This window comes from Algoriphagus oliviformis (assembly GCF_017254915.1).
GTDB classification, from domain to species: domain Bacteria; phylum Bacteroidota; class Bacteroidia; order Cytophagales; family Cyclobacteriaceae; genus Algoriphagus; species Algoriphagus oliviformis.
Genome location: NZ_JAFKCT010000009.1, coordinates 183,632 through 200,896 on the forward strand (window position 1 = coordinate 183,632; position 17,265 = coordinate 200,896).

Sequence of the window (17,265 nt, forward strand, 5' to 3'; positions counted from 1 at the left end):
TTCGTGTTCAATTGTTTGGCGTTACCTTCTCTCCAACATGCCAGGCGCGGCGCTGTCGGCGCCGATCAGGCTTTGGAGGCGTGACTGTAGGCTTTGGGCTTCTTCCTGATAGCCTCTTTCCTCCAGGAGCGGGATGAAGTATTTCACCATCTCGATGGAGATCATCATCTCGCGGTCATAGCCCCTGTCTTCACGGGTATAGAACTCGATCATGTCCAGGGATTTCTTGGAGATTTTGTCGATGATATCGAGGGCTTTTTCGTCTTCTCCCACTTCGAAGAAGAGCGGCACGGACTGTCCGCTGCTCAGGTCGTAAGGAACAGCCTCGTTGGGGATGGTCTGCAGGCCATAGTTGAGCAGGGTTGCGGCTTCCTCCATCTTGTTTTCGTCCAGCAGCGCCATGACGATGCTGTTTAGCGAGCTTCGGTGGTTGGAGGTGAAGCGTCTGTATTCCTCGTCGTAGTATGCGTCGGGATTGTCCATGCCACGGAAGGAAAACTTCTCCATGTAGTTTTGATAGGCGATGTCTGTGTTGACCAGCTCGTCGCGGACATAGTCAGGCTTTCTCACCGGCAGGAGACGGTAGGTCATTCCCTCCATCACCACGTGGTCGGCGACGTTGATCCCGATGGTGGAGAGGGAGGTGTTGTTGAAGTAGATGGGTCTGTCCCAGTTGTTGCTTACGATGAGGTCGATGAGCATGAGAGTTCCCTTGGTGACATACTGTCCTTTGATCTGCAGGTTCATCTGCGGCGCAAAGAACTCGCGGAACTGGGTCGGTACGATCTCCTCGTTGGCTACGAAGCTGCTGTCGACTTCCATGATCAGGTTTCGCGAAGGTACCATGTTGACCACGCTTTTGCCGCCGGTCTTCATCTTCAGGAGGTCTGAGCCGCTGTTGATCAGCTTGAGGTATTCCCTGGCAGAGATGGCGTTGAGGTTTTCCTGCTCCATCACATAGAGTACGTCGTTGGTGCCTTTTTGGTAGCGTTCTTTTGGCAGGGAGAAAGGCAGGGGATCGGACTCGTTGGCTTGGCTGGTCATCTGCTGCACGTACCAGTCGGTGTCAAAGTAGCTGAGGACGATCACCCGCACGTCGGTACGGAAGCCTTCGACCTCCTGTACGTACCAGAGCGGGAAGGTATCGTTGTCCCCGCCGGTGAAGAGGATGGCGTTGGGAGCACAGGATGCGAGGAAGTTTCTTGCCGAATCCACCGAGAAGAAGCGTCCCTTTCTGTTGTGGTCGTTCCAGTTTTGGGCTCCCATGAGTCCAGCCACCGGCAAGGTGATCAGAGTGGCGATGATCCCGGCCGTGCCGAGGTTTTTGGTCGCTTTGGCCAGGCCGTGGGCGATGGCGAGTACGCCCATCCCCGCCCAGATGGCGAAGGCGTAGAAGCTACCCACGTAGATGTAATCCCGCTCTCTTGGCTCCACGGGCGGCGAGTTGAGATAAAGCACCAGCACCACGCCCATCATCAGGAAGAGCATGAGGTTGACGTAGAAATACTTGGGGTCTTTTTTGGCTTGGAAGAAAATACCGATGATCCCCAGCAGCAAAGGCAGCATCAGGTAGTTGTTGTGGCCTTTGTTTTCGGTGATGTAGTCCGGGTACTTGTCGCTGAAGGCATCCGCGATCCCCATCCAAGGAGCGTCGCTGAAGTCGCTTTCCCTCCCGGAAAAATTCCACATGAAATACCTCCAGTACATGTGTCCCAGCTGGTGGCTGAGCATGAAGTAGATGTTGTCGCCAAAGGTCGGCTCCTGTCCCTCGCGCAGACCGAGCTTGGAGCGGTAGATGCGCTTGTGGTTTTCCTGGGTGGAATAGATTCGGGGTAAAATGGTGGTTTTGCTCGGATCGTAGGTGTTTTTCAGCTCGTAGTCCACGATCTCGTATTTGTCTTTGCCCTTCATATAGACCGGCGCACCTTCTTCCTGATCCACCAGCTGGGCGGTGAAGTATTGGCCGTGGAGCAGGGGACGGTAGCCGTACTGCTCACGCTTCAGGTAAGACACATAGCTGATGATGTCCTTGGGCGCGTTTTGGTTGATGATCGGGTCTTGGTTGGAGCGGACGATGATCAAGGCGTAGCTGCCGTATCCGATCATGATGAAGGTGAGCGAAAGCAGAATTGTGTTGAGTAGCGTTTTTTGCTTCTGGATCGAATAGCGGATGCCGTAGACCAAGGCTCCCAAGAAAAGGATCATAAACACCACAATGCCGGAGCCGAAGGGCAAGCCCATGCTGTTGACAAAGAAGATCTCCATGGAGCCGGCGATGCTGGGCAGGCCGGGGATGATCAGGTTGTTGATGATGATGAGGGCCACGCCACCGAGGAACATCGCGGCGATGCCACCCTTAAAGCTTGGGTTGGGGTATTTTTTGAAATAGTAAACCAGCGCCAAAGCAGGCAGCGTCACCAGGTTCAGCAAGTGGACACCGATGGAGAGGCCAACGAGGTAGGCGATGAAGATCATCCACTGGTTTTCCAGCTTGGGATCTTTGATCACGTCCCACTTCAAAAAGGCCCAGATCACAATCGCCGTGAAGAAGGAGGACATGGAGTACACCTCGGCTTCTACTGCCGAAAACCAAAAGCTGTCAGAAAATGTGTAGATCAGCGATCCCACGATCGCGGAGCCCATCAGGGCGATAGTCTGGCCCTTGGTCTCCTGTCCGTCCTGGATGGAGAAGAGCCTTTTCCCAAAAAGCGTAATCGACCAAAACAGAAACAGGATGGTAAATCCGGAGAACAGCGCACTGCCGACGTTCATCCAATAGGCGACCTGCAGCCCGTCACCCATGGCGAGGAAACCGAACATCCGATAGACCAAAAGAAAAAACGGAGCCCCGGGAGGGTGGGGTACTTGGAGTTTGTAAGAGGAAGCGATGAATTCACCCGGATCCCAAAAACTGGCGGTTTGTTCTACGGTCAGGATGTAGACCAGTGTGGCAACAGCAAAAATGACCCAGCCGGTGACGTTATTGATCTGCTTATAATTGAGCATTAAGAGGGGAAATTAGTCGCGGCGAAAATATGAAAATTTACGCCAAGTCCGGGTTTTTTAGCACTTTTTAAAACCGCCTGGAGTTAGCCCAAATGCAGGTGTGACAAATATTACTGTGTCAAAGACCCGAGGGTCTCTACATTTGTATCATCCAAAAGAAAAGAGCCATGAGTACGCAAGCGAAAACATTTCAAGAGCTGATAGATGGGGACACGCCCGTGTTGGTGGATTTCTTCGCCGTCTGGTGTGGACCCTGCAAGACGATGCAGCCCATCCTGGAGGACGCCAGCAAGCAGCTCGGGGGGCAGGTGAAAATCATCAAGGTGGACGTGGACAAAAATCCCTTGGCTGCGAGCAGATTCCAGGTGAGAGGGGTGCCCACGCTGATCCTCTTCCACAAAGGCAAGCTCCTCTGGAGACAGTCGGGAGTTGTGCCAGCCCATCAGTTGGTCCAAACCGTCAAGTCCAACCTGCTCGCGCAGGCCTGATCCGACTGTGACAAAAGTCGCTTCCAGTAGCGGAGGACTTTGATAATTTTGAATTGAAATTTTGAAAAAATCCAAAAAAACAGCCATATGAAAATCGAACAAATCTATACCGGATGCCTTGCCCAAGGAGCCTATTACCTGGAGTCCGAAGGGGAAGCCGCGGTGATCGACCCACTGAGAGAGGTGCAGCCCTACATTGAGAAGGCCGAGCGCCGCAATGCCACGATCAAGTACGTCTTTGAGACACACTTCCATGCGGACTTCGTGTCGGGCCATCAGGATCTGGCGGCAAAGACCGGAGCCAAGATCGTCTATGGGCCTACCGAGATGAAAATGGGCTTCGAAGCCATCGTTGCCAAAGACAACCAGGAGTTTACGCTGGGCAAAACCAAAATCCGCGTGCTCCACACGCCCGGCCACACCATGGAGTCCGTCTGCTACCTGCTCATCAACGAGGAAGGGAAAGAGGAGGCGATCTTCACCGGGGATACCCTCTTCATCGGCGACGTGGGGCGTCCCGACCTGGCGCAGAAAGTGTCCGATGACCTGACCCAAGAGAAGCTGGCAGGCCACCTCTACGACTCGCTGAGAGACAAGATCATGCCGCTTTCCGACGAGCTGATCGTCTATCCAGCCCATGGCGCAGGGTCTGCCTGCGGCAAAAACATGAGCAAGGAGACCTCCGACACCCTGGGCAACCAGAAGAAGACCAACTACGCCCTCCAGCCGATGAGCAAGGAGGAATTTGTAAAGCAGGTGCTGACGGGTCTGACTCCGCCGCCGGCCTATTTCCCGCAAAACGTGATGATGAACATCCAGGGATACGACAGCATTGACGAGGTTTTGGAGCGGGGCGAAAGACCCCTTTCCCCGGCCGAGTTTGAGGCTGCGGCCAACGAGACCGGTGCCTTGATCCTTGATACCCGAGACGCGCAGACCTTCGCCAAGGGCTTTGTCCCCAACTCCATCAACATCGGTATCGACGGCAGCTTCGCCGTGTGGGTAGGGGCGATGATTCCCGATCTGAAGCAGGAGATTCTTGTCGTCGCCGAGGAGGGCAGAGAGGAAGAGGTCATCACCAGACTGGCCCGGGTGGGCTATGACTATGCCATCGGATACCTCAAGGGCGGCTTCAAGGCTTGGAAGGAAGCCGGAAACGAAGTGGACTCCATCACGTCCATCACTGCAGAGGAGCTTGCGAAAATCAAGGAAAGCGATCCCGACATCCATATACTTGACGTCCGCAAAAACTCCGAGTTTCTCTCCGAGCACGTCGTCGGCGCCGAAAATGCGGCTTTGGACTACATCAACGAGAGCATGCTCCAGGTGGACAAGGACAAGACCTACTACGTGCACTGCGCAGGCGGCTACCGCTCCATGGTGTTCAATTCCATCCTGAGAGCGAGAGGCTATGACAAGTTGGTGGACATCGCCGGTGGATTCAAGGCCCTCAAAGACTCCGGCAAGTTTGCCGTGTCAGACTACGTCTGTCCGACGACGCTGCTGTAGTCTGAGTAGATGGTAGCTAGAAGTTAGTATCAAGTAGCAAGATGTGAGTGGTGAGTAGTAAGTGGTGAGTAGTGGTACCACTTACCAACTTACTGTTTACCACTTACCGTTTACTCTGACGGTGCGTTTGTAAGGAGTGAGTCTTAAGTAGTGAGTAGTGAGTAGTAGAACCGATTACAGCGACGACTTACCACTTACTGTTTACCACTTACCGTTTACTCTGACGGTGCGTATGTAAGGAGTGAGTAGTAAGTAGTGAGTAGTGAGTAGTAGAACCGATTGCAGCTACTACTTACCACTTACCGTTTACTGCTTACCATTTACCTCTGACGCTGCGCTTGTAAGGAGTGAGTCGTAAGTAGTTAGTAGTGAGAAGTAAAACCGATTACAGCTACCATTTACCACTTACTGTTTACCACTTACTATTAACTACTCCCCGCTCTCCCGTCTCATACATTTCCAATCTCCCTGATTTACAGATATTCATGAACACCTTTCTTCAATGGCTTTCCCAGCCTTGGCCCTGGTATGTGGCCGGGCCAATAATCGGACTCACGGTCCCGGCATTGCTCATCTTGGGAAACAAAACTTTCGGCATCTCTTCCTCGCTGAGGCACATCTGCGCCGCCTGCGTGCCCGCGGGCATTCCCTTTTTCTCCTACAATTGGCGAAAAGAAACCTGGAATCTCCTCTTTGTGCTGGGGGTAGGGATCGGCGGCTTTTTGGCAACAAATTTCTTGGCCAATCCGGACACCATCGTGATCTCCGAGGCTACGCAGCGTGACCTGGCCGCTTTGGGCATTACGGACTATTCCGACCTGATGCCCTCGCAAATATTCTCCTGGGAAAACCTCTTCACCGGAAAGGGGCTGCTCTTCTTCGTGCTGGGGGGCTTCCTGGTGGGATTTGGAACGCGCTATGCCGGAGGCTGTACCTCAGGCCATGCGATCATGGGAATCAGCTCCCTGCAGTGGCCTTCGGTGATCGCCACGATCTTCTTCATGGTCGGGGGATTCCTGATGACCCATGTGCTCCTGGAGCCACTGATGAAACTCGTAGGATTCTAAACCAACAAGAACATGTCAAAAGTAGCAGTAAAAAATACAGGGGTTGAGGATCCAAATTGCGTGGCTCCCAACCTTCAGCAAAACCACGACAAAGGCCTAGAGCTCCTGAAATACCTCATTTTGGGGACACTTTTCGGGATTGTGTTTGTGAAGGCCGAGATCATTTCCTGGTTTAGGATTCAGGAGATGTTCCGTCTCCAGTCCTTCCATATGTATGGGGTGATCGGTTCGGCGGTGGTGACGGGAATGATCTCAGTGCAGCTGATCAAGCGCTTGAACATCAAAACCATCCACGGCGAGACCATCTTGATTCCCGACAAAGTCTTCAAAAAAGGCCAGGTGATCGGAGGATTTATCTTCGGTCTGGGTTGGGCGATCACAGGAGCCTGTCCCGGGCCGCTCTTTGCGCAGATCGGCAGTGGCTACACCGTAGTGCTGGTGACCCTGATCTCCGCTTTGGCTGGAACTTGGGTCTATGGCAAGTTTGCCGATAAATTGCCGAATTGATTAACCTGATGCGATGAACTTTTCCAAAGTTTCAAACTTTGGAAAAGTTGTTTGTCTGCGCCCGAGCGAGTGTCCCCACTCGCTTTTTTGTTTTCTGTAGCCGCAGGTGGAGACACTTGCGGGGCGGAGAGCTAGGGATAGTTGCAAATTGGGAAGGGATAGGGGCATGAAAAAAGACGACCCAGAAAGGGTCGGATGTTTATAGCTCGATCAAGTTATGATGGGTACGACCCCGATGGGGTCGAATGTCCTTGGCAGAATGTTTTACTATAAACATGCCATCCCTTCGGGATTGGTCGCCATTCTCTATGTTTGCGATTTTCTGGCGCCCGAGCGAGTGCCCGCCCGATTTTTCCTCTGTTCTATTGAGTTGCAAGTGAGCTTGTCACAGGTAGGTGAGCGCGTTTGGTTAGCTTGTCGAAACATGTCGAACCTAAGGGGGGAGAAAGGAATGTCCAAGAACCAAAGCAACCCCGAAGGGGTTGAGCCTACCGATGTAAGTTCGACACCCTTCGGGGTCGGGGGCGCTTGGCGACCTTTTTTTGGCCATGGGTTACACCCATGGCTAGCAAAAGGTTTGACCCCTTCGGGGTCTGGGATTTTGGCCAATTGCAAATTGGAAGGGGTAGGAGGGTGGAATTGCTCGTGACGGTTGTCGAGGATTCCACTCAGCACAAAATAAATATTTTACGCCTAGTGGGGGGCTGTTTCTATAAATTTTGCGTCAGCTCTTTAGGCAAAAGTTTTTCCAAGATAAACTTCTGGTCTTTCTCAACGACGACAAACTTCCAGTCCGAATTGCCATTTTCGGAAATTCCGTAGGCGTTTTTTATCGAGTGAATGTTGTAGTCCGTTGATTCTTCGTCATAGACCACATTCCCGGGACCGAAAGTCTTTTCCAATGCCAGTCTTAGGAGATTCTGATTCATTCGATTCTGCTCTTCGTCATCGCTTTTCTCCATATTGTTGAATCTCATCTTGATATCATAGCTGTAGCTGATTTCTGAATAGTATTTGCCTTCGATTTGCCTTATGTCTCCAACTTCGCCTATCGTGGGTTCGCCCATCTCAAAATCCAGATCAGGGTTTTGATAGATTTGATTCATCAGCGTGACCATTTGACTTCTGGGCACGATCTCGAAAAACTCTGGCAACATGTAATCCAGTGATTTTTCAAACTCTTGGTCGATGATAAGTTTGTTGTAGGCTAGAAATGACTTTTGCAGGTTCTCTTTGGAGTCCGAGCCCCTGACTTGGCAAAATGCCGCCTGCACCGCTACAAAGTATAAGAGAAAAAGGAGTGTTTTTTTCATTGGTTCAATAGGGCGTTTTGCCGTGTAAGGATGGTTTCTTTTGGGAATTGCTTTCATGCTGACTGTGTAGTCTGGAGCAGGGTGGGTGAAATGCCTTGTCTTCTAGACTGATAGCCAATCTTGGGTTAAAAAATTGGATTTGGACTTTCTCATTTTAACCCTAAAGATATCATACTTCCCGAAAACAAAACTAAATATCCCCTAGGTGAAGTGGTTCTCTGTTTGGTTTTGTGTCTAACGAGGATGGCCATCACGCCGAGATAAACTTTTCCAAAGTTTCAAACTTTGGAAAAGTAGTTTGTCTACGGGGGCGGGAGTGGCTCTTAACTTGGAAAAATAACCGAAGCACCCAATAATCCCCATCAGGCCAGTCTTCGGTCTCACCCGACATCGGACATCCTACCTCCAAACCTCCCACGTCCCAGCTTCCTACCCAAAAACCTTCTTGACGATAAACCTGATCAGAAGTATGGCCGAGATGACCACGGCGCCCACGATTACAAACTCCATTTTCTTTCTTTTTTGACAAAACTACCACCTGTGGGCAATAGTTTGGCCCCCTGGTGATTCTTTCCTGATTTGCGGGGCAATTTGGCTATCTTCGCAGCGCCATCAAACCTACCAACTATCCTATGAACTACCTCTCCAAACGCCGTGTGGCCGTGGGGGCGATGTTTTTCTTCGTCGGCCTCTGCTTTTCCACCTGGGCTTCCCGGATCCCCGATATCCAAACCAAATTTGGCCTCTCCGAGGGACAGCTTGGAACTTTGCTGCTTTTCTTGCCTATAGGCTCCGTCATTGGCCTGCCCATCGCGGGCTGGGCTGTCCACAGGTTTGGCAGCCGTGCCGTAGCCCTGACTGGAGGGGTTGCCTATGCGCTCACCCTGCCCCTGATCGGTCTGAGCCCCAGCACTTGGGCGCTGCTGCCCGTCCTGGTGTGCTACGGCATGCTGGGCAATGTCATGAACATCTCGATGAACACCCAAGGCCTGGATCTCGAAGACCAGATGGGCAAGAGTATCCTGGCTTCGTTTCACGGGCTCTGGAGTCTTGCCGGATTTACCGGTGCCGGGCTGGGAGGGGCGTTGATCCTCTTGGGGCTGAGCCCCGCGCAGCATTTTGGTGTGGTGTCGGTGATATCCCTGCTGATCATCTTCTTTTCCAAGGGCCTGATCGTGAAGGAAGAAAAATCCTCCGAGGGTGGGGGACTGGTACTGAAGAAGCCGGATGCACTGCTGCTGCGGGTGAGCCTGATCGCTTTTCTGGGCATGATGAGCGAGGGCTGCATGTTTGACTGGAGCGGGGTGTACTTCAAAAAGGTCGTGCTGGCCGATCCCAAACTCGTCGCTCTCGGCTATGTTGCGTTCATGGGCGCGATGGCCTCGGGGCGATTTGTCACCGACAAGCTGGCCGCCCGCTACACCAAGGTGGCCGTGATCCAGGTCAGCGGATTCCTCATCTTTTTGGGCCTGCTGCTATCGGTACTTTTGCCGACGGTGTGGTCCGCGACGCTGGGCTTCCTGCTGGTGGGATTGGGAGTGGCTTCGATCATTCCCCTGTCCTACGGCATCGCCGGCCGGTCCAAGCTTTATGCGCCCAGCGTGGCGTTGGCATTGGTGTCCACGATTTCCTTCTTCGGCTTTTTGCTCGGCCCGCCCCTGATCGGATTTGTGGCTGAATTATTTGACTTAAAAACTTCATTTGCCTTGGTGGCAATGTGTGGAATGGGTATTTTGGTGCTCTCAAGCGTTCGAAAACAGGTGTTTTTGATCCCACCCAAGTTCCCAAAGAAAGCCACTGCATGATCTTAACGGAAAGCTTCCAATTCACCCTTTCATTTGAAGTAGGTTCGTACCAAGTCAACCCCGAAGGAAACATCCGCTTGAGCTGTCTCGCGGACCTGTTTCAGGAGATCGCTTGGGGACATGCGGACTCGGCCGATTTCGGGAGAAACCTCTCCGAGATCAGCCTCATGTGGGCCTTGGCCCGGCTGGAAATCGAGATCGTCGAGTTTCCCAAGTGGGGCGATTCGATCTGTCTCTATACCGGATCCAAGGGGGCGGACAAGCTTTTCGCCTTTCGCGACTTTCTCGTCACCGATCGGCACGGACGGGTGTTGGCTCGCGGGATGTCCTCTTGGCTTCTGCTCAACTCCTCCACCAAGCGTATCCAGAAAGCGGAAGTCGTGCTGCCTCCGGCGCTTTACGATCCCATGGTGAAGCCCGACCATCAACCCCAAAAGTTGGTTGCCAAGGGGGATCTGGTCGCCACTGAGGTGATCAAGGTGCGCTTTTCCGACCTGGACCTCAACTATCATGTAAACAATACCGCCTACATCCGTTGGGTGGAAAACCTCCTGGCCGACCGGAAGGTTTTTCCCTCCAAGATCGCCATCAACTACCAGGCGGAGTGCTTTGGCGGAGACCTGGTGGAGCTGCGGCTTTTTGAAGGGGCTTCCGAGAGCTTCGTCGAGGGGAGGATAGGGGAGAAGCTCGTCTTTATCGTCGCGTTTTAGCCTTTGGGGCGAAAAGCGTACCCTTTCTCCAAGCGCGTTGGAATTGTTCTTTTTATGCCAAGACGTGACTCCAGTCACAGATTTGGCCAGGCAGAGTTGCCGATTTTTGTACCTTAACCAGACGCAATGGATTCGATGAACAGCTCCTTTGTCAAATTGATCGGGCTTTTGACGGGCTTGTTGGCGCTGACCGTGGTACTGACGGCCGTCGTCGGTGGGTTAGTCTACCTCGGCTCTTTCGGGTGGGTGTTTTCCGACAGGCCTGACTTGGCTTTGACAGAAGAAAAACCTCCGGTCAATATTCCCGCCAACCTATCACTCGCAGATCCCGCAGGCATGTGGCTAGCACCCGACTGGACTTCCGTGGAGGCCGAAGCCAATGCGGACGACATCCGGTATGGCAGGGAGCTCGTGGCCAATACGGCGGCATTTTTGGGGCCTGCCGGCAAAGTGAAAGCCATGTCCAATGGCATGAACTGCCAAAACTGCCATCTCAATGCGGGCACGGCACCGCTGGGCAACAACTACGGTTCCGTCTTGGCCAACTATCCGAAGTTGCGCGCCAGGTCGGGCACCGAAGAGGACATCCCCAAGCGTATCAACGACTGCTTTGAGCGCAGTCTCAACGGGCAACCGCTCGAGCGGGATTCCAGGGAAATGAAAGCGATGGTCGCCTACATCAGCTGGCTAGGCAAAGACGTCCCCAAGGGACAGATGGCAAAGGGCTCGGGCATCTATGAAGTGCCGCTACTGGATCGCGCGGCAGATCCCGCAAAGGGAAAGCTGGTCTATGAGCGCCAGTGTGCCAGCTGCCACCAGCCTGACGGGCAGGGAGTGGGCAAACCAGACGGGACGGGCTACCTCTACCCCCCGCTTTGGGGAGCGCACAGCTACAACTCGGGCGCGGGTCTTTTTAGGCTGTCCAGGTTTGCAGGCTATGTGAAGGCCAACATGCCGCTGGGGGCGAGCTATGAGTCGCCGATCTTGTCCGATGAGGAGGCCTGGGATGTGGCCGCCTATGTCAACAGCCTGGAAAGGCCGCAAAAAGACCTGTCCAAGGACTGGCCGGATATTTCCAAGAAACCCATGGACCACCCATTTGGGCCCTATTCGGATGGGTTCTCAGAAGAGCAGCACAAGTTTGGTCCATTCGGCCCCATCCAGGATGCAAAAAGCAAATCCAAATGAACCTCAAGCGGATAGGCTTTAGCCTTTGGTTTCTTGGGTCAGCGCTTCAGGCTTGGGCTCAGGAGCCAGCCGACAGGTTTCTCCTCAGTCCAGACCTGCACTTTCGGACGTTTTGGATGAGCACGTCCTATCCCAGTCGGGACTTCAAGGAAGACTATGCCTTGGGCATGAGCCTGAATCTGGGAGGCAAAATCACCTACGCGGAGCACTTGAGACTGCATGCTGGATACCGGCTGTTTGCCAACGTGGCCAGTTCGGACATTTGGAATCCTGACCCGACTACCGGACAGGGCAACCGCTATGAGGTGGGCTTGTTTGACCTGCTGGATTTGAGGGATAGGTTTTTCGGAAAGCTGGAGACACTTTCCCTGGAGTATTTCACGGAGAAGTTTAGCATCAAGGCAGGCCGTATGGGGATCAACACCGACTGGGTTAATCCGCAGGACGGCCGGCTTTCCCCCACCGCGGTGGAAGGGCTGCATCTGAGCTACAGGCCCGACGACAAATGGGCGCTCCGGCTGTGGGTGATCGGCAGAATGAGCATCCGGGGGAGCAGCGGGTGGATGGGCGTGGGGGAAACCGTCGGCGTCTTTCCCGTTGGGAGATCCGTCGAGGGTGGGCCTTCGCGCTATTTTGGCAATACCGAGAGCAAGTGGATCGGCATAGCCGAAGTGGGGAGGACGCTGGGCGAGGGGCTGGAGGGCAGTTTTTCGCAGACTTTGGCCCACAATCTTTTCTCCACCACGAGCCTAAAGCTGGAGCGCAGGCGAAAGCTCGGCGCTGGCACTGGCATGGCCGGCTTGCAGAGTTCCTTGCAGCTTGGGGTAGGCGAGGGCGGCAACACCGACCCGCAGCTACGCTACAAAGATCCAGGGGATGCCAACTTCGCCCTCTCGGCGAGGGCTGGCTGGTCCACTTCCCGATGGACCACCCATCTCAACTATACCCATGTGGGCGGCGGAGGGCGCTGGCTGAGTCCGAGAGAGTGGGGCAAAGACCCTTGGTACAGCTTCATCCCCCGGGAGAGAAACGAGGGCTACCAGCGGGTGGATGCCCTGTCTCTGTACGGGGAATACAAGATGGAAAAGGCAAATCTGGACGTTTATGCCCATGCTGGACTCCACTGGCTGGCGGATAGGGACGATCCCGGTGGCAATAAGTACAACTTCCCGAGCTACCGCCAACTGAATCTGGGGCTGAAATACCACCCCCGCTCGGTCAAAAACGCGGATATCCACCTGCTCTTCGTGGCCAAAGGTCCTCTGGGCGAGGAGGAGCTCACCCCAAACCAAATCTACAACAAGGTGGAAATGCTGCATGTAAACGCGATACTCAACTGGCGCTGGCACTGAGGGGCGGAGGAGCACTTTGCGGCGCTATTAGGAATTGACCGGGGGATTGCCCACCTTTGTAGCGTCGAAGAAATGTTTTCGACACTTGACATCCAAGTTAGCATCGGTGATACACCTGCCTAAGTAGCAAATCAAGAGTTCTCCAAAAAAAGGTTTTAATTCTTCTTCTTCTACTTTTTTGATTCTAAAGACGGCCTAGGCTGTTTCGGGAGTTGAAATCTGCAGTTAAAAATCCTTTTGAGAAACCAAGATTTTCTTTTACTTAAAACAATCCATTATCAAAACTATCCGATTTTCGGAATCAGAGCTTTCTGATTTCTCCCTCGCCCTCAGAAGAAGGGTAAATTCATATTTCAAATCCTCCCAAAAGTCAAAATTTGCAAATAGCGAAATGATCGTCAAGACCGTCTTCATGATGAGTCTTTATTTCATTCCCGTCATTTTGGTAGTTACCGGGGCCGTAGACCAGACCTGGCAGCTGTTTGCCTGCTTTGTGCTCAGCGGTTTTGGCATGGCCGGAATCGGAATGGGGGTGATGCATGACGCGATCCACGGTACCTATTCCAAAAATCCCCTAGTCAACAAGCTGCTTGGCTACACGCTCAATATGGTAGGGGCGAACGCGACCGTATGGAGGATACAGCACAATGTGCTTCACCATTCCTTCACCAACATTTCCGAAGGTGACGACGACATCAATGCGCCGTTTTTTTTGAGATTCACTCCCAACGCCGAGAAGAACGCCTTGCATCCTTACCAGCATTGGTACACTTGGTTTTTCTACGGATTGTCCACCATCTCTTGGATCACTTCCAAGGACTTTATCCGGTTCAACCGCTACTACGGCATGGGCTTGATCAGGGGTAAAAACATCTACCGGAAGACGATAGTGAAAATCGTGGCCTGGAAGCTGGTGTACTACGCATTTACGCTGGGTTTGCCGATTGCTTTTTCCCCGTTTGGCATAGGGGAGATTCTGCTGGCGTTTTTCGTCCTCCACTTTATCACTGGCTTGTGTATTTCGCTGGTGTTTCAGACGGCCCATATCATGCCGGATGTGGACTTTCCCCAAGCCAACGAACAAGGAGAGGTAGAAGGAGAGCGGATGCTTCATCAATTGGCCACCACATGCAACTATTCGGAGAAAAGTCGGGTTTTCTCATGGATGATCGGCGGATTGAACTATCAGGTAGAACATCACCTGTTTCCCGATATATGTCACGTGCACTATCGGAAAATCGCTCCGATCGTCAAGGCCACAGCGGCCGAATTCAATATTCCTTATCATTCAAAAAAGACATTTTTTAGCGCTTTACGGGCACATTTCAAGATGCTGTATTTCCTGGGAAACGCCGAGGTCGTACCCGTAAAAGCCTAAGCAATCTATCATGAATCAACAAAGAAAAAATACAAGACCCCACGGGGGAAAGCCATCTGGCGGTACCAAGCCGTCCGGACCTGCCAAGGGCGGGACTGTGGACAGAAGGCAGAAAAAGAAAAAGGCGTCCACGCTGGACCCAAAGCTTTTTGTGAAAAAGGCCAAGCCCACCGGACAGGCGGGTTTCCGGACCGAAAAGTCCTTTCAGGATATTAGCCTGGACTCCAGGCTTCTGTCCAACATATTGCACAAGGGCTACCAGACCCTGACCACGATACAGGACCAGTCCATTTTGCCCCTGCTGGACGGCAGGGACATGATGGCGATCTCCAAGACCGGATCGGGCAAGACTGCCGCCTTTCTCATTCCCATCATCGAGCATGCGCTGAAAGATCCCCGGAACTATACGGCATTGGTCGTGACGCCTACGCGCGAACTGGCCTTGCAAATCGAGAATGAGTTCAAGAGTCTGACAGCGGGACTGCACCTGTACTCGGCGACCTTCATCGGCGGCACCAACATCAACTCGGACTACAAGCAGCTGGAGCGCAAGCTGCAGGTGATCGTGGGTACACCGGGAAGGCTGCTCGACCTGTCTGACCGCAAGCTGCTGAAGCTTAACCAGGTCAATACGCTGGTGCTGGACGAGTTTGACCGTATGCTGGACATGGGCTTTGTCAACGACGTGAAAAAGCTCGTAAACCTGATCGGCAGACGCGACCAGACGCTGCTCTTCTCCGCGACGCTGGAGCCTGCGCAAAAGCAGCTCATCGCGTCCCTGCTGCACAATCCCATCGAGGTGATCGTGGAAAATGCCGGGGGAACCAACGAAAATATCGAGCAGCAGACCGTCCACGTGCCAGAGGGTGCCGACAAGTTTGGCATGCTGGCGGCGATGATCAAGAGTCCAGATATGGAGAAGGTCATCCTTTTTGCGGAAACAAAACGGCTGGCCGACCGGCTGGCCAAGAAACTGAATCAAGCCGGCGTCACCGCGGGGCAGATTCACGGTGATAAATCCCAGAACTTCAGGGTGAAAATGATCGAGGAGTTCAAAAAAGGGAATATTAGGGTGCTGGTGGCGACGGATGTCGCAGCCAGAGGAATCGACGTAGCCGATGTGTCCCACGTGATCAACTATCAGCTACCGATGACCATGGATGCTTACATCCATCGTATCGGCAGGACTGGCCGTGCCGGCAAGGTAGGGCACGCCATCACTTTCGTAGACTAAAAACAGTTTAATGTCAAAAAACCAGAACACATTCATTAAAAAACAGAAAGCGGAACTCAAGAGACGCAAGCAAAAGGAAAAGTTCGAAAAGAAGCTGGAGCGCAAAGCCCAGCCGAAAGACGGCAGCCTCGACAATATGATCGCATATGTCGACGAATTTGGTAACATCTCTGACACTCCACCTGAGCCGCCCACTGAAAAAAAATCCAATTCAAATCAATCCAATCAAAGTAGAGTAAAACCAAATCAAAATTTCAGAAATCATGAATGAAGGAACAGTAAAATTCTTTAACACCACTAAAGGATTTGGATTCATCACCCCAGATGATCACAGCGAAGACGTATTTGTTCACCACAGCGGCCTTGTCAACGAGATCCGTGAAAACGACAAAGTAACCTACGACTTGATCCAGGGAAAAAAAGGCGTCAACGCCGTGAACGTGAAAGTGGTTCGTTAATCGAAACTCATTCAAACAGCAATCCCCGCCGGTTCGCCGACGGGGATTTTTTTGTTGCTAGGGCTGATAGTCCATAGCGGATAGTCCATGGTCCATAGCAGATAGTCCATGGTCTATCTGCTATGGACCATGGACTATCAACGACTAACCACTTACTGTTGACCACTAACTATTTCCCAGCCACCACTTCATTCACCAGTTTTTCGCCTTTCTCAAATGCCGTCACGTTTGCCAGGGTAGTGGAGGAGATCTGCGCGAGGGCTTCCTTGGTCAGGAAAGCCTGGTGGCCGGTGACCAATACATTGGGGAAGGTCATGAGGCGTGCGATCTGTTCGTCCTGCATGATTTCCTCGGAGAGGTTTTTGAAAAAGATGTTTTCCTCTTGTTCGTACACGTCGATGCCGAGGAACCCGATTTTTTTGGTTTTCAGCGCCTTGATCACGGCTTTGGTCTCCACCAGTGCACCTCGGCTGGTGTTGATCAGCGCGGCTCCATCCTGCATGAGGGCGATGGACTCGGCATTGATGAGGTGGTGCGTGTCGGGCGTGAGGGGACAGTGCAGGGAGATGATATGGCTGGAGGCGAGCACTTCCTTGATGCCGAGGTATTGCACGCCGAGCTGCTTCATCTCTTCGTTTTCCACCACGTCATAGGCCAGCACCTTGCAGCCAAAGCCCATGGCAATGCGACAAAATGCCCTTCCTATTGCACCGGTGCCGATCACACCGACGGTCTTGCCGTGGATGTTGACTCCTGTGAGGCCTTCGATGGAGAAGTTGTTGTCGCGGACCCGGTTGTAGGCTTTGTGGGTTTTCCTTGCCAAAGTGAGGATGAGGGCAAAGGCATGTTCAGCCACCGCTTCGGGGCTGTACGCGGGCACACGGACGATCTTGATACCCTGTTCGGCGGCGGCCTTGAGGTCGATCTGGTTGTACCCGGCGCAGCGCAGGGCGATCAGGCGTATGCCCATTTTTGCCATTTTTTTGGTCATCGCCGCGTCGATGTGGTCGTTGACAAAGGAGCAGATGGCCTGATGTCCCTCGGCCAGGGAAAGCGTGCGGATGTCCAGCTTGGCGTCAAAATAGCTCATGCTGTGTCCGGGCTCCGGAAGTATCCTGTCAAAGCTGGCCCGGTCGTAGGATTTGGTACTGAAGGAAGCGATTTTCATAGGTTGGGAGGCAGGGATAAAAATTTAAATAAGGACTATCCTCCAAAAGTTGGGGAATTAAACTCGATTTCTTTTTAGTTTC

15 protein-coding genes are annotated in these 17,265 nt (G+C 52.9%); 12 read left to right on the forward strand and 3 right to left on the reverse strand.

Annotated features, from left to right (window positions below):
- Positions 1 to 21: 21 nt before the first annotated feature.
- Positions 22 to 3,006 carry a glycosyltransferase family 117 protein gene (locus J0A68_RS18600; protein ID WP_206579744.1) on the reverse strand — a complete coding sequence of 995 codons (2,985 nt, stop codon included), beginning with the start codon at positions 3,004 to 3,006 and terminating at the stop codon, positions 22 to 24.
- 167 nt (positions 3,007 to 3,173) lie between these two features.
- On the opposite strand from J0A68_RS18600, the gene trxA reads away from it, so the two are divergent.
- From trxA to J0A68_RS18620, 4 genes are all read left to right on the forward strand, one after another.
- A complete protein-coding gene (gene trxA, locus J0A68_RS18605) occupies positions 3,174 to 3,494 on the forward strand; it encodes a thioredoxin (protein ID WP_206579745.1) in 321 nt (106 codons plus the stop codon).
- Between the two features lie 87 nt (positions 3,495 to 3,581).
- Positions 3,582 to 5,003, forward strand: coding sequence for an MBL fold metallo-hydrolase (locus tag J0A68_RS18610; protein ID WP_206579746.1), 1,422 nt, complete (start codon positions 3,582 to 3,584; stop codon positions 5,001 to 5,003).
- Positions 5,004 to 5,488: 485 nt separating this feature from the next.
- Positions 5,489 to 6,070 (forward strand): YeeE/YedE family protein, encoded by a 582-nt coding sequence (locus J0A68_RS18615; protein WP_206579747.1) that lies wholly within the window; start codon positions 5,489 to 5,491, stop codon positions 6,068 to 6,070.
- A gap of 12 nt (positions 6,071 to 6,082) precedes the next feature.
- Positions 6,083 to 6,577, forward strand: a complete 495-nt coding sequence (locus J0A68_RS18620) for a YeeE/YedE family protein (RefSeq protein WP_206579748.1) — start codon at positions 6,083 to 6,085, stop codon at positions 6,575 to 6,577.
- A 710-nt stretch (positions 6,578 to 7,287) separates the two neighbouring features.
- On the opposite strand, the gene J0A68_RS18625 is transcribed toward J0A68_RS18620, so the two are convergent.
- Positions 7,288 to 7,890 (reverse strand): hypothetical protein, encoded by a 603-nt coding sequence (locus J0A68_RS18625; protein ID WP_206579749.1) that lies wholly within the window; start codon positions 7,888 to 7,890, stop codon positions 7,288 to 7,290.
- 632 nt (positions 7,891 to 8,522) lie between these two features.
- On the opposite strand from J0A68_RS18625, the gene J0A68_RS18630 reads away from it, so the two are divergent.
- The 8 genes from J0A68_RS18630 to J0A68_RS18665 all read left to right on the forward strand — a co-directional run bounded on the left by J0A68_RS18630 (position 8,523) and on the right by J0A68_RS18665 (position 16,015).
- Entirely contained in the window at positions 8,523 to 9,695 is a 1,173-nt protein-coding gene (locus J0A68_RS18630; protein WP_206579750.1) for an MFS transporter, read from the forward strand.
- Positions 9,692 to 10,405: an acyl-[acyl-carrier-protein] thioesterase gene (locus J0A68_RS18635; protein ID WP_206579751.1), complete on the forward strand. Its 714-nt coding sequence runs from the start codon at positions 9,692 to 9,694 to the stop codon at positions 10,403 to 10,405. The genes J0A68_RS18630 and J0A68_RS18635 overlap by 4 nt, the downstream gene beginning before the upstream one ends.
- 126 nt (positions 10,406 to 10,531) lie before the next feature.
- Entirely contained in the window at positions 10,532 to 11,593 is a 1,062-nt protein-coding gene (locus J0A68_RS18640; protein WP_206579752.1) for a c-type cytochrome, read from the forward strand.
- A complete protein-coding gene (locus J0A68_RS18645; protein WP_206579753.1) occupies positions 11,590 to 12,945 on the forward strand; it encodes a hypothetical protein in 1,356 nt (451 codons plus the stop codon). Before J0A68_RS18640 ends, J0A68_RS18645 begins: the two co-directional genes overlap by 4 nt.
- 391 nt (positions 12,946 to 13,336) lie before the next feature.
- Positions 13,337 to 14,323, forward strand: a complete 987-nt coding sequence (locus J0A68_RS18650) for a fatty acid desaturase family protein (RefSeq protein WP_206579754.1) — start codon at positions 13,337 to 13,339, stop codon at positions 14,321 to 14,323.
- Positions 14,324 to 14,333: 10 nt separating this feature from the next.
- Positions 14,334 to 15,557 (forward strand): DEAD/DEAH box helicase, encoded by a 1,224-nt coding sequence (locus J0A68_RS18655; protein WP_206579755.1) that lies wholly within the window; start codon positions 14,334 to 14,336, stop codon positions 15,555 to 15,557.
- Positions 15,558 to 15,567: 10 nt separating this feature from the next.
- Positions 15,568 to 15,828, forward strand: coding sequence for a cold-shock protein (locus tag J0A68_RS18660; protein ID WP_206579756.1), 261 nt, complete (start codon positions 15,568 to 15,570; stop codon positions 15,826 to 15,828).
- On the forward strand, positions 15,821 to 16,015 hold the full coding sequence (locus J0A68_RS18665) for a cold-shock protein (RefSeq protein ID WP_206579757.1): 195 nt from the start codon (positions 15,821 to 15,823) through the stop codon (positions 16,013 to 16,015). Before J0A68_RS18660 ends, J0A68_RS18665 begins: the two co-directional genes overlap by 8 nt.
- A gap of 169 nt (positions 16,016 to 16,184) precedes the next feature.
- On the opposite strand, the gene J0A68_RS18670 is transcribed toward J0A68_RS18665, so the two are convergent.
- Complete coding sequence (locus J0A68_RS18670; RefSeq protein WP_206579758.1) at positions 16,185 to 17,183, reverse strand: 2-hydroxyacid dehydrogenase; 999 nt, start codon at positions 17,181 to 17,183, stop codon at positions 16,185 to 16,187.
- Between the last annotated feature and the right edge of the window lie 82 nt (positions 17,184 to 17,265).